This window comes from Acetobacter fabarum (genome assembly GCF_011516925.1).
Classification (GTDB): domain Bacteria; phylum Pseudomonadota; class Alphaproteobacteria; order Acetobacterales; family Acetobacteraceae; genus Acetobacter; species Acetobacter fabarum.
The window spans coordinates 24,940-38,965 of the sequence record NZ_WOTG01000006.1; the positions used below are offsets into that span (position 1 = coordinate 24,940).

Sequence of the window (14,026 nt, forward strand, 5' to 3'; positions counted from 1 at the left end):
GCGCCCCTGCCTCACCCATTAAAAATGAATAGGCTGGCTGGTAGAAGATTACTCTTTTCCCAGCCTCGTCTGTTATAAGTTTAGGCAGCCTCCTCCTGCTTAGGCGGAGGCATAAGGCCAATAGCCACCAGCCCCACCCAGAAGGGTGGAGAGGCATCATCTTCCAGAGAGACAACGGTGATAGCAGCACCTTTCTGGATCATCAGGAAAATCAGGAAGTCGCTGTTTTCCTTTAAAAGACGTTCTTTGTTCTCTTCCGTAATGTTTTTGGCCACAAAACGCCAACCCTGTGCGACCAGAGTTTCCAGCAAGGTAAAGTTCCAGCCCGGTTGCCCAAGGACCTTCCCCCTCGCCTCACGGCTGAGGCCCCGGTATTGGTCCAGACGGGCAATGCCGGGGCTGACCTGGTACACGCGCTGGTGGCCAAAATGGGGGGCCAGATGCGCGCAGACCAGCCCGTTATAAATTGCATCGGGTGTGGCTGTAATCAGGTAGTCTGCCGGACGTTCCTCCAGACTTTCAGCCCCTTCCTCCGAGAGAACCTCGGCGCATAACACGGGGACGCCTGCTTTTTGGGCTAGGGCGAGATCTCTTGCTGAGCTGTCCACCAAAAGCACCGGGGTGCCGACTTCATGCACAACCTGCGCCAGTTGCGTGGACCACTCACTGGCCCCCACAATGGCCAGAGCAGGCTGGTTGGAGAGAGTCAGGTGCAGTTTGCGCCCGAGCGGGATAAGCGAAAAGCCATGCAGGATCATGGTAGAGGCAATAATGGCGAACACTGCGGGCATAACCAGCCCCGCACCGGGGTAACCGGCATCTTGCAACCGAACACCGGCAATACCGGCCACGGCGGCGGCAACAATGCCGCGTGGGGCAATCCAGCCAACAAAAAAACGCTCAGCCCAGCTCAGGCTGGTGCCAATGGTTGCCAGCCAGATTCCCAACGGGCGGACCAGAAACAGAACGGCCAGTGTTAACCCACCAATAGACCATGAAAGGCTGGTCAGTTCGTGGCGTTGCAGGTCTGCGGCTAAAAGCACGAACAGTACGGAAACAATAAGGACAACCAGCGCTTCCTTCATGCGCTGGAGTTCGCTCATTCCCGGAATACGCAGGTTGGCCAGCCCCATGCCAAACACGGTAGAGGCCATGAGCCCAGCCCCATCCATACTTAACGTTCCGACCACATAGAGCATGAGCGCTAAGGTAATGAACAACGGCATCTTCATGATGTCGGGCAGCATATCCCGCACACAAATCCATTTTACGCACCATGCAGCTCCAATGCCTAACCCGATCATTAAGGCAGCACTGGCAAGCATATGCGGGACAATGGCCATGAACACAGTGCCCGACCCTTCATCGGGGCGCATGAGCAGCACTTCGAGCACCAATGTTGCCAGAATGGCTCCCACCGGGTCGTTTAGAATGGCCTCCCAGCGTAAAAATGCGGCTATCCGGGGTTTAAGCTTGGCATGCCGCAGCAGAGGAAGCACCACGGTGGGCCCCGTTACCACGACAATCGAACCAAACAGGAATGCGGGGCCCCACCCCATGCCACCAATATAATGCGCAGCCAGACTGCCCAGCAGAAAGTTAATGGGTAAAGCCACCAGCGTCAGTCGCAGAACCCCTTCCCCGGCTTCTTTGAGCTGCCGGAAATCAAGTGCCAGACCACCTTCAAAAACAATCAGGGCCACAGCAAGTGACACAAGGGGATGAAAAGCCGAGCCAATCATTTCTGACGGGTGCATAACCTGCAGGACAGGCCCGTAAAGCAAGCCGAGTGAGAACAGCAATACAATAGCGGGCAGCCGGAAGCGCCATGCCGTCCATTGCGCGAGCATACTGCCGCCCAACACAAAAAAGACGAAAATAATTACACTATCGGTCATGCGGGTCTATCTCGGGGTCAGATGTGATCCATGCTCTTTTGTGCTTAAAGCATAAAGGCATGAAAGTTATACATCAAACTCACAAGATAGACCGCAAAAGCAGCCAGATAATAGTTTTGTGTAAAAAACAATCAGTCGTTCTGTAACTGCCGTTCCAGAACTGCGGCAAAAAATCCGTCAGTTTCGTCCCGTGCCGGGGTCAGGCTGATCATGGCCATTTCACGCAAGCGCTCCGGGAGTGCGGGAGAGCCAGATGCAACAAGACGGAACTCCGGATTACGGGCGACAAACAGCTCGACCTGTCCGGCATTTTCGGCCTTGAGGAGAGAGCAGGTTGCATAAATCATGCGGCCACCGGGTTTAACCAGTGCTGCTGCCCGGTCCATAATAGCGGCCTGCTTGACCAGCAGTTCTTCCAGATCGACCTGCGTGGTACGGAAGCGTGCATCCGGGTTACGGCGCCATGTTCCCGTGCCGCTGCAAGGGGCATCGACCAGAACCCGATCAAACGAGGCAGCACGCCTTTTGGCCCACTTATCGCCTTCGGTCAGCAGGTGGCGCTCCACATTATGTACCCCTGCGCGGCGCAGTCTTTTAACGGCACCTTCCAGCCGCACGACAGAAACATCACATGCAACAATATGGCCCTTGTTTTCCATCATCATGGCAAGGGCCAATGTTTTGCCACCGGCACCCGCACAGTAATCCAGAACACGCATGCCGGGATCAACACCCGCCATGGCGGCAACAAGCTGGCTGCCTTCATCCTGAATTTCTACCAGACCATCACGGAACGGCTTGCTGGCGGTTACAGGCTGGCGGCCTTCCAGCCGCAGCCCCCAGGGGGACAGCTTTGTTTCTTCCGCATGCAGCCCTTCGCGCGCAAGCGCGTGCATGGCTTCCGTGCGGGTTGTGCGCAGCATGTTAATGCGCAGGTCCAAGGAGGCAGGTTCTGCCATGGCCTTGATTTCTGCCTCAAGGTCCGCCCCAAAGGTTTCTTCCAGCTTGGGGAGTAGCCAGTCGGGCACTTCAAGCCGTACAGCCCGAGGCATATCCGCGCACTCAAGCTCCTTGCCGATCAGGGCGTTCAGCACCGCCTGTTCAGACTCGCTTAGTGCGCCCGCGGCAAAGCGGCCGCCGCCGTAAATGGATGCCAGTTTTTCCATAGGGGTGCGATCAAACACCAACTGGGCACCAGCCAGCATGCGGGGGCTGGCAGTGCCCCCGCTTTGCTCAAGCCACCAACCCAGCTTGCGCCAGTTGCGCATGATGTCCCACACCAGGCCGGAAATGGCACGCCGGTCACCGCCGCCAATATAGCGTCTTTCCCTGAAAAAGCTGTTGGCAACGGCATCCGCTGGTTTGCGTGGTGCCGCCTCCATAGCCGCAAGCAGGTCAATGCTGGCGGCAAGTCTGGCTGTAGGTGTCATAAAGGCAGATCAGTCCTGACGATAGTTGGGGGCTTCACGCGTGATGGACACGTCATGCACATGGCTTTCACGCAGACCGGCACCGGTAATGCGGCGGAACTTGGCGCGGACCTGCAGATCACTGATCTCGCGCGAGCCGGTGTAGCCCATGCCAGCCTTCAACCCGCCAACCAGCTGGTGAATAACGGCAGACATGCTGCCCTTATAGGGTACGCGGCCTTCAATCCCTTCCGGGACAAGCTTGAGCGTGTCTTTGACTTCCTGCTGGAAGTAGCGGTCTGCCGAGCCGCGCGCCATGGCGCCAAGGCTGCCCATGCCACGGTAGGATTTGTAGGAACGCCCCTGATACAGGAAGACCTCGCCCGGTGCTTCTTCCGTGCCAGCCAGCAGCGAGCCGATCATGACCACGTCGGCCCCGGCACCAATGGCCTTTACGATGTCGCCCGATGTGCGGATACCACCATCGGCAATGCAGGGAACGTCCATTTCCTTACAGGCCAGAGACGTCTCCAAAATGGCGGAAAACTGCGGCACACCCACGCCAGCTACAATGCGCGTGGTGCAGATGGAACCCGGCCCGATACCAATTTTAACGCAATCTGCCCCAGCCGTAACCAGTGCACGCGCAGCTTCTGGCGTTGCAACGTTGCCGGCAATAACCTGAATATCGTCATCCAGCGCTTTCAGGCGCTCGACCGCGGCCAGCACGCCGGCGGAGTGGCCGTGGGCGGTATCGACCACCAGAACATCCACACCGGCATCAATCAGCAGTTTGGCGCGGCTAAAGCCGTCTTCCCCCACGCCGGTTGCTGCGGCACAGCGCAGGCGCCCCATGCTATCCTTGATTGCCAGAGGGTGGGCGACCGCTTTGTCCATATCCTTGACGGTAATAATCCCGACGCAACGGTCGGCATCATCCACAACCAGCAGCTTTTCAATCCGGTGCTTGTGCAAAAGCTGGCGGGCCGTATCCGGGTCAACACCATTCTTGACCGTAACCAGACGATCCTTGGTCATGAGTTCGGAAACACGCTGGTTGGGGTCAACCGCAAAGCGGGCATCGCGGTTGGTCAGAATGCCAACCAGCTTCTGGGTGCCGGGCTGCACAACAGGCAGGCCGCTAATGCCATGCCGGTGCATGATCTCGCGCACTTCTGCCAGTGTCTGGTCCGGACCAACCGTAACCGGGTTGACCACCATGCCGGATTCAAACCGCTTGACCCGGCGCACATGCTCGGCCTGCTCTTCGGGCTTGAGGTTTTTGTGAATAACGCCAAGGCCACCCTGCTGCGCCATGGCAATGGCCATACGCTCTTCCGTTACAGTGTCCATGGCGGAAGAAATAAGAGGAATGTTAAGTTCGATGGAGCGCGTCAGATGCGTGCGCACCATGGTCTGACCTGGCACGACATCGGAAGCAGCCGGGACGACAAGAACATCGTCAAACGCCAGAGCTTCAGTAACACGGCTGTATGGAGAGGAAGTCATGCAGCGGGCACCCTTGCTGAATTACAACGTGGCGGGTTTACCCTGTAGCAAATCACTGCCGCAGGTCACCCGACCTTTGGCGCTTCCTCTTATGACTTTGGCCGGGTAAACGCAAGCGCTCAAGGCCATTATTCACCATGTTTTTTAAAAAAGCATCTTTTAAACGCAATATGCACAGGCCACATCCAGCAAGCGCGAACCTGCTGGATGTGGCCTGATATACGAACAGGAGCGGAAAAATTACTTACAGGCTGCGCTATTACGGAGCATGCGGGGCTTCTGGCGCAAAAACACCACCTGCGGAGAGCAGGCTCTTGCCGTGCCGTCTTCCACCAGAGCATCCCGCTCCCATGCGCTCAGCAACGTAACGCGCCAGCGTTCACGAACAGCCTCACGCCAACGATCCGAGGTTTTTGCCTGCGTTGCCTGCACAACCTGATGAATATGCATGTTCGCCTCCCCTCTGCTGTGACCTGACACTACACGCAAAAAAAACAGTTGAGGCATGACTGTTTTGTGAAAGGTCAAAAAAACATGCACTCTGATTTGCAGCACTGAACAACATGCACGCAAATGCGAAAAAACATAACGAGACTGCCCCTGAGAGGCATTGTCTCTCACGCGGTAACTTGCTCAGTTTCAAGCCGCCTGGGCAGCGTAAGGCAATGAGGAATTAGCAATACCCCGCCCATTTCCAATTTGAACAGGACAGCAAAGCACGCCATACTTTGGGCATGACCCAACGGATGCCTTTTTTGCTCTCCCACTTGATGGCTTTTGGTCTGCTGGCCTGCGCCACGCCCCCCGTATGGGCCACAAATGGGCAGCCAGATGCACATAAGGGCGGCACGCTGCGTATTCTCGCACAAAGTGATGCAGGCACACTCGACCCGCAAATATCTTACATTGCCCTGACCAAAGTGCTTGAAACACCAGTGTATGACACACTGTTAACCTACCCCAAGCTTTCCGGCCCCGGTGCGCATCCGGTCATTGCCAATCTGGTGGAGGCTGTACCAACCCCCGAGGATGATGGACGCACTTACCGCCTGACCCTGCGGGATGGGCTATATTTTTCCAACGGCAAACCCGTTACGGTGGACGATGTGGCAGCGTCTTTTCGTCGTCTTTTCAAGGTAGGGAGCCCAACGGCTGGCCCATATTACGGGGGCATTGTTGGTGCCCGTGCCTGTCTGCAAAACCCCACAATATGCACATTGGCCGGTGGTGTGGAAACAGACGCCCACACGCGGCAGATAGTCTTCCATTTAGAGACGCCAGACCCGGAGTTTCTGGACCGGCTGGCATGGATGCACGCCGCCATTCTGCCCGCAGACACCCCAGTGCATGACATGGGCAACACCTCCATACCCGGAACAGGTCCCTACCGTATTGCGGAGTATGACCCGACCACTCAGTTACGTTTGGAGCGTAATCCTTTTTTTCACGAATGGTCACATCAGGCGCAACCCGCAGCCTACCCGGATGCGGTTCTGGTTTCCTTTGGTCTGGACGGAGAAGCGGCCGTTACCGCCGTGGAAAATGAGCAGGCGGACTGGATGTACGAAAATGTTCCGCTGGACAGGTTAGGAGAAGTTGGGAGCCGTTACGCCAGTCAGGTGCATCTTTACGCCCCGCTTCTGTCATACTTTGCCATGCTCAACGTGCATGAACCGCCGTTTACATCGCTCAAAGTTCGGCAGGCTCTGAATTACGCAGTGAACCGGCACGCCATGATTATTTACCGGGGTGGCCCGGCCGTGGCGTCCCCTCTATGCCAGATTTTGCCGGATGGCACGCCGGGGTATGAGCCGTTCTGTTTTTATACCCAAGGCGCCTCCCCGGCACATCCCGCACAAAACTGGGTTAAACCGGATATGGATGTCGCCCGCCAGCTCGTAAAGGAAAGCGGCATGGCGGGGCAGAAAGTGACCATTATTGTTCCATCCGAACAGCATGGCAGCGCCACGGCGGACGATATTCGTAATACGCTGGATATGCTTGGCTTCAAGGCAACGGTTCGCACCATAAGCCCTGCCATAGCGTTTACTTACATCCAGAATACACAAAACCATTTTCAGATTGCTCTAGCCGGCTGGAATGCCGATTACCCTTCGGCCTCCAGCTTTTTGCAAACCCTGTTTTCCTGCGAAACCTTCCACCCCAACTCTGACAACTCTCCCAATTATTCAGGGTTTTGCGACCCCAAGATTGACCGGAAAATGCAAGACGCCGCGATGCTGGCTTTAACCGACCGGGAGGCAAGCAACCACGCATGGTCCGAAGTTGACCGGGAGATTATGGCTCAGGCCCCGTTTGTGCCCCTCTCACAAACCCAGAGGGTACTTCTGCTCTCCCGCCGCGCCAAAAATGTCATTATTACTTTGAATGACGAAATTCTTTTTTCACAGATCCAGTTACAATAAGCCGGATGGCTGGTCTGCCGTCTGCTGTACCTCACGCACAACATCATGAATAAAACGTAGCTTTGCACGCACACCCGCCGTGAGCACAAAAGGGTAAAAATCGGCCAGTCCCATCGACCTGTTCAAGCTGTTGACGGCATATGTCAACGGCAACCAGGCCTCTATGATGTCATCAAACGGCATGTGCAGATAAGGGTCGTTCCTGTGCGTGAGAACAGGCTTGCCATCAACCATCGGGCCTATGGTCATGTCATAAGACAAGGCCGTTTCCAGCGTGGACACTATATGAAAGTAATGCGCCCATGTTTCGGCAAAATCCTCCCAAGGATGGGACATGGCATAATGGCTGACATAGTGCTCCCGCCAGTTGTCCGGTGCTGCACTGGCGTAATGTTTTTGCAATGCGCTTTGGTAATCTGCCCGGTCATCCCCAAACATGGCCCTGCACTGCTCCAGACGGCCACCGTCACGGATAAGAATATTCCAGTAGTAATGGCCAATTTCATGCCGGAAATGCCCTAGAAGAGTTCGGTAATACTCTCCCATTTCCACACGCATATGCTCCCTGTAGGCATCATCAGCCTCTTTGGTTGCTATGGTAATAACGCCATTATTATGGCCTGTCATGATTGGTGGCCAGCCTTGGGGTGGATCGTCCAGAAAATCGAACACCAGCCCTTCCTGCGGGTCTTGCTGACGGTTTTTAACAGGAAGCCTAAGCCGGAGAATTGTATAAACAAGGCGATGTTTGGCAAACTCCAGCTTGCGCCAGCGTTCCGTATTGCCCGGAATATTCAGGTTGGGAATAACCCGGTTAAACTGGCAGGCAAAGCAGAACGTGCCTTTGGGCTGCAACGCTGGAGCCAGCCAGTTACACACATCATACGCATGGTTGGCACAAAAAGCGCGCGGTTCTTCGTTCTGCCCTATTGGGTGGTAAAGCCCACCTGCTTCAGCCGCCAAGGCGGCAAGGTTGGCTGCTTCAGGCATATAACCCAAGGGAGCATGGCACTGGTTGCAACGGGTGTTTTCAAAAAAAACCGGCTGCCCACAGGACTGGCATGTAAAACGCTTCATCCAGCACCTTTCTTTACACCCAGTGGCTCAAAATATGATTTTTAATGTCTGCTTATCAGTTAAACAGACGTTCGACCTTCATGCAGACATTAAAGGTTGCCTCGCACCTGTCCAGCAGGCCGGAAACAGGGGCGGCATTTTCCGGGCTGGCAGCAACTGCAAGGGGGATATGCCCTTGCCCGGCCAGCAGACCAGAAGTGGTATCAAACCCCAGCCACCCACGATGGGGAATAAAAATCTGTGCCCATGCGTGCAACTCCCCGGTTAGCACTTCCTCTCCGTCTGCCGTATTCACACTTTGGATAAGATAGCCCGAGACAAACCGCGCAGCATGCCCCAGATGCCGGGCTATATTGACAAAAAGCCATGCACTGTCGCGGCAGGAACCAGCGCGGCGGTGTAGAGTTTCCTCCGGGGACCATACACCGGGTTCCAGCCTGTGCTGATAGCCGACTGTGCGGGCAATACCACGGTTTATGGCCATCATATGTCCCAGCACATCCCCCCCTACGCCAACCGGGTAGCGGGAGAGAAAACCCCTTACCTCTTCCCCACATTCAGGTGGAATTGCATGCTCCTCCTGCGGCAGGTCGGTATGATCATCGGGGGCTAAGGTTTGCAGGAGCGGGTCATAAGTGGTCATGTCTGCAACCAGAGACACCTCAATATCAAAATGTGTCAGACGGTCGGGAAAACCAACACAGGCCACATCATTCCCGCACGAATCACGCTCCCATTTCAGGTTAAAACCTTCTGGCTGAATATGCAGGCCATATGCCTCAATGGGCGTGCGGCAGGCTTCCATGGGGCGTAGTCGTATTGTCTGGGTTCCCAAGGCTACGGGGCGGTCGTAACGGTAGCAGGTCCGGTGCAAAAGCGTTACCTGTGAACTCATCAGAAATACGGCCCTGCTCGTGTTGCAGCCCAATGCCGTGGGCTGCGGATATCTGTTTGGTATCAGAACAATAATTCAGCGCAAAATCATATCATTCCGTGCAAGGCATGCAAGGGACCCATGCGGGTTTGTGCAAACAAAATGTGAGCACGTATTTTGTGCTTGGCAAACGCCGGAAATCCTGCTCCGTTAATGCGTATTCGAAACGTTTTGGCAGGCAGGACCAGCTTTTCTTCAGTCCCGAATGCCAGAAGGGAGGCTTTTATGACGAACGCCCTACACCTTGCCCCTCCCCTAACACGCGGACTGCTGGACAACTACGCCACTCCTGATTTTTTTTGCGAGTTAATGAACCGCAAATCCCCTGCTCCACCCATTATAGATTGCGTAAAAAAGCGTCTGTCTGCTTTGCAGATACAGGAACTCCAGAACAGAACGGCCTCTGCCGAAGCACAGCTTTACAGAATGGGCATTACCTTTACCGTTTACACGGACCGGGAAGCCATTGACCGCATTTTGCCTTTTGATGCCATTCCACGGATTATTACAGCAGAAGAATGGCAACATATTGAACGCGGGGTTCAACAGCGTATTCAGGCCATCAACCTGTTTTTGCATGATATTTATCATGAACAGCATATCCTGAAGGATGGCGTGGTTCCTGCCGAACTCGTGCTGCAAAACGCCAATTACTGTCAGGCTATGGTTGGTTTGGACGTGCCCGGTGGGGTTTATGTCCATATCAATGGAACAGACCTTATCCGTGACCAGCAGGGCCGCTTTCTGGTTCTCGAAGATAACGCACGCACACCTTCTGGCGTATCCTACGTCATAGAAAATCGCCACATGATGCTCAGGCTCATGCCAGATCTGGCATCAGGCCTGCCCATACGCTCGGTGGAGGAATACGGCCCGCGCCTGCATAATGCTTTGTGTGAGGTCGCCCCCGAAGGTGTGGACGACCCACAGGTTGTTCTGCTCTCCCCCGGTATTTATAATTCTGCTTACTTCGAGCACGTGTTCCTGTCGCGCGAAATGGGGGCTCCTCTGGTCGAAGGCCGCGACCTGTTTGTGGAGAACCATAAGGTTTTCATGCGTACCGTTATGGGGCCAAGGCCTGTCCACTCCATATACCGTCGCCTCAATGATGAATTTCTTGACCCACTTGCCTTTAATCCTGACAGCTTGCTGGGAGTGCCCGGTCTGGTCGAGGCTTACAGGCGCGGCAATGTTACACTGGCCAATGCGCTGGGCACAGGCGTTGCGGATGACAAAGCCGTTTATGCCTATATGCCCCGTATTATCCGTTATTATCTGGATGAAGACCCTATTCTGGAAAGTGTGGAAACACATATCTGCGCAGAACCGGAGGGGCTGGCATACACCTTGGCAAATCTTGACAAGCTTGTTGTCAAACCCGTTGGGGAATCAGGCGGTTACGGACTGCTGATTGGCCCGCAGGCAACGCAGGCGGAGCTGGACGACTTCAGCCAAAAATTACGCCACAATCCGGGCAATTACATAAGCCAGCCAACCATTGGCCTGTCAGTTACGCCAACCCTTTGCGGGGATACGGTAGAAGCCCGCCATGTTGACCTGAGACCCTTTGCCGTTACGGGCCGTTCTGTCTGGGTGCTGCCTGGCGGCTTGTCCCGCGTTGCTCTGCGCAAAGGCTCGCTGGTTGTTAACTCATCCCAAGGGGGTGGTTCAAAAGATACATGGGTCATGGCATCATGATAATTTTTTCCCCCACTCCCCTTCTCTCGCGCTACGCGGAATGCATGATGTGGCTGGCACGCTACATGGAGCGCATGGAAAATCTGGCGCGTCTGCTGGAAGTTACGGAAACCTTTGTTCGTAATGCAGAAGGGCAGACGGCTTGGGATTCCATTCTGGCCATTAACTCGGATGAAAGCCTGTTCCAGCAGATACATAACACGACACAACACACGGAAATTGTACCGTTTTATGTAACGGAAACCCGCAACCCTTCATCACTGGTTTCGCTCGCGCAGCAAGTGCGGGAAAATGCGCGTGCTGTCCGACCACTTGTTTCAATCGAGCTTTGGACACAACTCAATGTCTTTTCGCGGAACCTGCTTAATCTCAAAAACGGAGATATGGCAGAGCATAATCTGGCCGAACTCTGCACCCGCGTAAGGCAGGACTGCCAAACCCATTTTGGCATTGCAGAAGGCACATTGTACCGAGATCAGGCGTGGCTGTTCTACCGGCTGGGCAAGGCTCTGGAGCGGAGCGACCAGATTACCCGGTTGATAGACATCCGCTACCATATGCTGCTGCCGCAGTCCGAAGCGCCGGGGTCCGATATTGATCTGACGCAGTGGACATCCGTATTGCGTTCGGCAGCTGCGTACCATGCCTTCCGGCGGTTACGTCCGGTAACCCTGACACCGGCCAATATTGTTGGCTTCCTGCTCAAAAATGATGGTTTCCCGCGTTCACTAAGCACCAACCTGCGCCAGATTGATGAAACGCTTACGCTTCTGGCAACGCATGACAATCTACGCCAGTTCTGCTCACCTTTGCTGGAATGTGTGGCCGAACTCCGGGCCAGCCTGCAGGACCAAACCGCAGAGGAAATTATTATTCGCGGTTTGCATGATTATATGAGCTGGATACAGACTCAGCTCATGGATTTACAAAACGCCATAGCATCAACATTCTGGCCTGTAATTATACCGCAGGAAGCCGCTCTTACAAAAATGGCTGAACAAGAGCAGAACTAGGTGTAAGCTTGCAGGCACAGTTTAGAGCTCTCCCCTGCGGGAGTGCAAATATATGGGGTGGTTAGAGTGATCAAAAAGACAATGTTTTTAAACGCCGTATCTGGCTTTTTGGTCACGCTTTCTGTCGCGGCTGGCGCATGTCTGGGCTCTGGAACGGCTTATGCGGCGTTATCTCAGGGAGCAAGTGCTCCCGACTTTACCCTGCAAGGGGCTCTGGCTGGCAAGCCTTTTACATTTTCGCTCAAGTCGGCCCTCGCACAAGGGCCAGTAGTTCTCTATTTTTTTCCCGCAGCGTTTACGACAGGCTGCACGCAGGAAGCACATGACTTTGCCGAAGCCGCAGAGCAGTTCCACGCTGCCGGGGCCACGCTTGTTGGCATAACGGCGGGGAATACTGACCGGGTTGCTGAGTTTTCCAAGGTAGAGTGCCGGGATAAATTTGCGGTTCTGGCCGACCCGGGGGCTTTGACCGCCATTTTGTACCACTCAGTTAATACGGAGCACCAGACTTTGCTCTCACAGCGCACATCTTATGTGATTGCGCCAGATGGCACTATTCTGCTGAGCTTTACCAGCAACAACCCGGAACAGCATGTTGTGGAAACTCTCGATGCCCTAAAAAAATGGCATGCAGGCAAAAGACAGAAATAAACGGGACAATTACGCAATATCAGAGTTTAAAATTTATTTGATCATCCCTGCATAGCTCATGATAATAGGGATATGAACAATAAACATAATATGATGGGCCGCAGGATTTTTGGCTTTTCTATCATGGGTTTAAGTCTTGCCTCCCATTTTGGAAAAGCCTTTGGGGAGAATGCTCCTCCCCCTGCCCCTATTCCCAAAGCAGCATTACCCAAAGCCAGCCCGGAAAAGGCTGCAAAAAAAACTGGTCCGCGGATTTTATGTTATGTTGGCGGCTACACACGTTCTGGCCCACCCGAGAGTAATGCAACGGGCATAACCTTGTTTGAAATGAACCCGGAGAGCGGTATTCTAACCCAACTGGGCCACGTAACACCTGCGGACAATCCTTCTTTTCTGGCATTATCACCCGACCAGAACAGCCTGTACACGGTTAATGAAATCAGTGATTTTGAAGGTGGACACACTGGGTCAGTCACGGCTTTTCAGGTAGATCGCCGTACCGGGGTGCTTACCAAGTTAAATGTTATGAGTAGTGGCGGAGCAGACCCCGCGCATTTAAGTGTGCACCCATCGGGCAAATATCTGTTTATTGCCAATTATACCGGCGGGAGTGCTGCTGTCATGCGTATTCAACCGGATGGTAGCTTGGGTTTGTTAACCGACCTTATCCACAATACCGGGCCTAAAATGCCAGAACGGGCAGCAGACAACCCGCCTGGCAATTATGCGGTGAGCGATCACTCCGGCTCGCATGTGCATATGATTCAAGCTGATGTGAATGGTAAGTTTGTTCTGGCCTGTGATGCAGGGCTGGACAGGGTTTACGTGTGGCTGTTTGATATGGAAAGCGGCACCCTAAAACCGGCGGAAAAACCATGGCTGAGCATGGAGCCGGGTTCCGCGCCTCGTCATTTCTGCTTCAGCCATGACGGGAAGGTTATCTATATTCTGGGGGAACAGGATTCCCGCGTAGTTGTTGCCGATTATGATACCCAGACAGGTGCCATGCAGGTCAAGCAGACAGCCTCCACGGTAACGGCGCAATTTAGGGGGAGCACTCTTGCCGCTGAAATCATTTTGCACCCAACAGGGAAATTTCTCTATGTTACCAACAGGTTAGGAAATGCCATTGCCTGTTTTAGAGTGCATGAAGATGGTTCTATCACCCTGTTTGATGAGGTCTGGGTACACGCTGATTACGGGCGGGCTTTAAGTTTTGATCCGTCTGGGAAGTTTGTGTTCGTCGCCAATCAGCGGAGTGATTGTATTACATCCCTGCGCGTCAATACAGAAACCGGTGTGCTCGACTTTACATGGCACTTTGTACCAATTGGCACACCAACATCTTTTGCATTTACTGTAATTGATTCTGTCTAGTTATTAAAAAACGCGTTGCACATTCATGTGCAAC

General features: G+C 54.2%; 11 protein-coding genes. 5 read left to right on the forward strand and 6 right to left on the reverse strand.

All coding sequences use genetic code 11. From position 1 onward, the window contains the following. Positions 1-80: 80 nt before the first annotated feature. The 4 genes from GOB83_RS08795 to GOB83_RS08810 form a co-directional block, all read right to left on the reverse strand. Positions 81-1,898, reverse strand: a complete 1,818-nt coding sequence (locus tag GOB83_RS08795) for a cation:proton antiporter (protein WP_086646774.1) — start codon at positions 1,896-1,898, stop codon at positions 81-83. Between the two features lie 131 nt (positions 1,899-2,029). After that, positions 2,030-3,328: an RsmB/NOP family class I SAM-dependent RNA methyltransferase gene (locus tag GOB83_RS08800; protein ID WP_165925788.1), complete on the reverse strand. Its 1,299-nt coding sequence runs from the start codon at positions 3,326-3,328 to the stop codon at positions 2,030-2,032. Between the two features lie 9 nt (positions 3,329-3,337). Continuing rightward, positions 3,338-4,816 carry an IMP dehydrogenase gene (gene guaB, locus GOB83_RS08805; RefSeq protein WP_086646776.1) on the reverse strand — a complete coding sequence of 493 codons (1,479 nt, stop codon included), beginning with the start codon at positions 4,814-4,816 and terminating at the stop codon, positions 3,338-3,340. A gap of 240 nt (positions 4,817-5,056) precedes the next feature. Continuing rightward, positions 5,057-5,266 (reverse strand): hypothetical protein, encoded by a 210-nt coding sequence (locus GOB83_RS08810; RefSeq protein ID WP_143296486.1) that lies wholly within the window; start codon positions 5,264-5,266, stop codon positions 5,057-5,059. 305 nt (positions 5,267-5,571) lie between these two features. On the opposite strand from GOB83_RS08810, the gene GOB83_RS08815 reads away from it, so the two are divergent. After that, positions 5,572-7,242 carry an ABC transporter substrate-binding protein gene (locus GOB83_RS08815; RefSeq protein WP_456304134.1) on the forward strand — a complete coding sequence of 557 codons (1,671 nt, stop codon included), beginning with the start codon at positions 5,572-5,574 and terminating at the stop codon, positions 7,240-7,242. Here the strand turns inward: GOB83_RS08815 and GOB83_RS08820 are convergent. Both GOB83_RS08820 and GOB83_RS08825 read right to left on the reverse strand, forming a co-directional pair. Next, positions 7,234-8,319 (reverse strand): zinc-binding metallopeptidase family protein, encoded by a 1,086-nt coding sequence (locus GOB83_RS08820; RefSeq protein ID WP_165925790.1) that lies wholly within the window; start codon positions 8,317-8,319, stop codon positions 7,234-7,236. The two genes, GOB83_RS08815 and GOB83_RS08820, sit on opposite strands and share 9 nt — an antisense overlap. A gap of 55 nt (positions 8,320-8,374) precedes the next feature. After that, the gene (locus GOB83_RS08825; RefSeq protein ID WP_165925791.1) at positions 8,375-9,214 is read right to left on the reverse strand and encodes a transglutaminase family protein; all 840 of its coding nucleotides are present in this window, start codon (positions 9,212-9,214) and stop codon (positions 8,375-8,377) included. Between the two features lie 264 nt (positions 9,215-9,478). On the opposite strand from GOB83_RS08825, the gene GOB83_RS08830 reads away from it, so the two are divergent. The 4 genes from GOB83_RS08830 to GOB83_RS08845 all read left to right on the forward strand — a co-directional run bounded on the left by GOB83_RS08830 (position 9,479) and on the right by GOB83_RS08845 (position 13,992). Continuing rightward, entirely contained in the window at positions 9,479-10,951 is a 1,473-nt protein-coding gene (locus GOB83_RS08830; protein ID WP_165925792.1) for a circularly permuted type 2 ATP-grasp protein, read from the forward strand. After that, on the forward strand, positions 10,933-11,964 hold the full coding sequence (locus GOB83_RS08835) for an alpha-E domain-containing protein (RefSeq protein ID WP_165925793.1): 1,032 nt from the start codon (positions 10,933-10,935) through the stop codon (positions 11,962-11,964). The genes GOB83_RS08830 and GOB83_RS08835 overlap by 19 nt, the downstream gene beginning before the upstream one ends. 66 nt (positions 11,965-12,030) lie before the next feature. Continuing rightward, complete coding sequence (locus GOB83_RS08840) at positions 12,031-12,615, forward strand: peroxiredoxin (RefSeq protein ID WP_264802693.1); 585 nt, start codon at positions 12,031-12,033, stop codon at positions 12,613-12,615. 72 nt (positions 12,616-12,687) lie between these two features. Continuing rightward, on the forward strand, positions 12,688-13,992 hold the full coding sequence (locus tag GOB83_RS08845; RefSeq protein ID WP_165925794.1) for a lactonase family protein: 1,305 nt from the start codon (positions 12,688-12,690) through the stop codon (positions 13,990-13,992). Positions 13,993-14,026 lie beyond the last annotated feature (34 nt).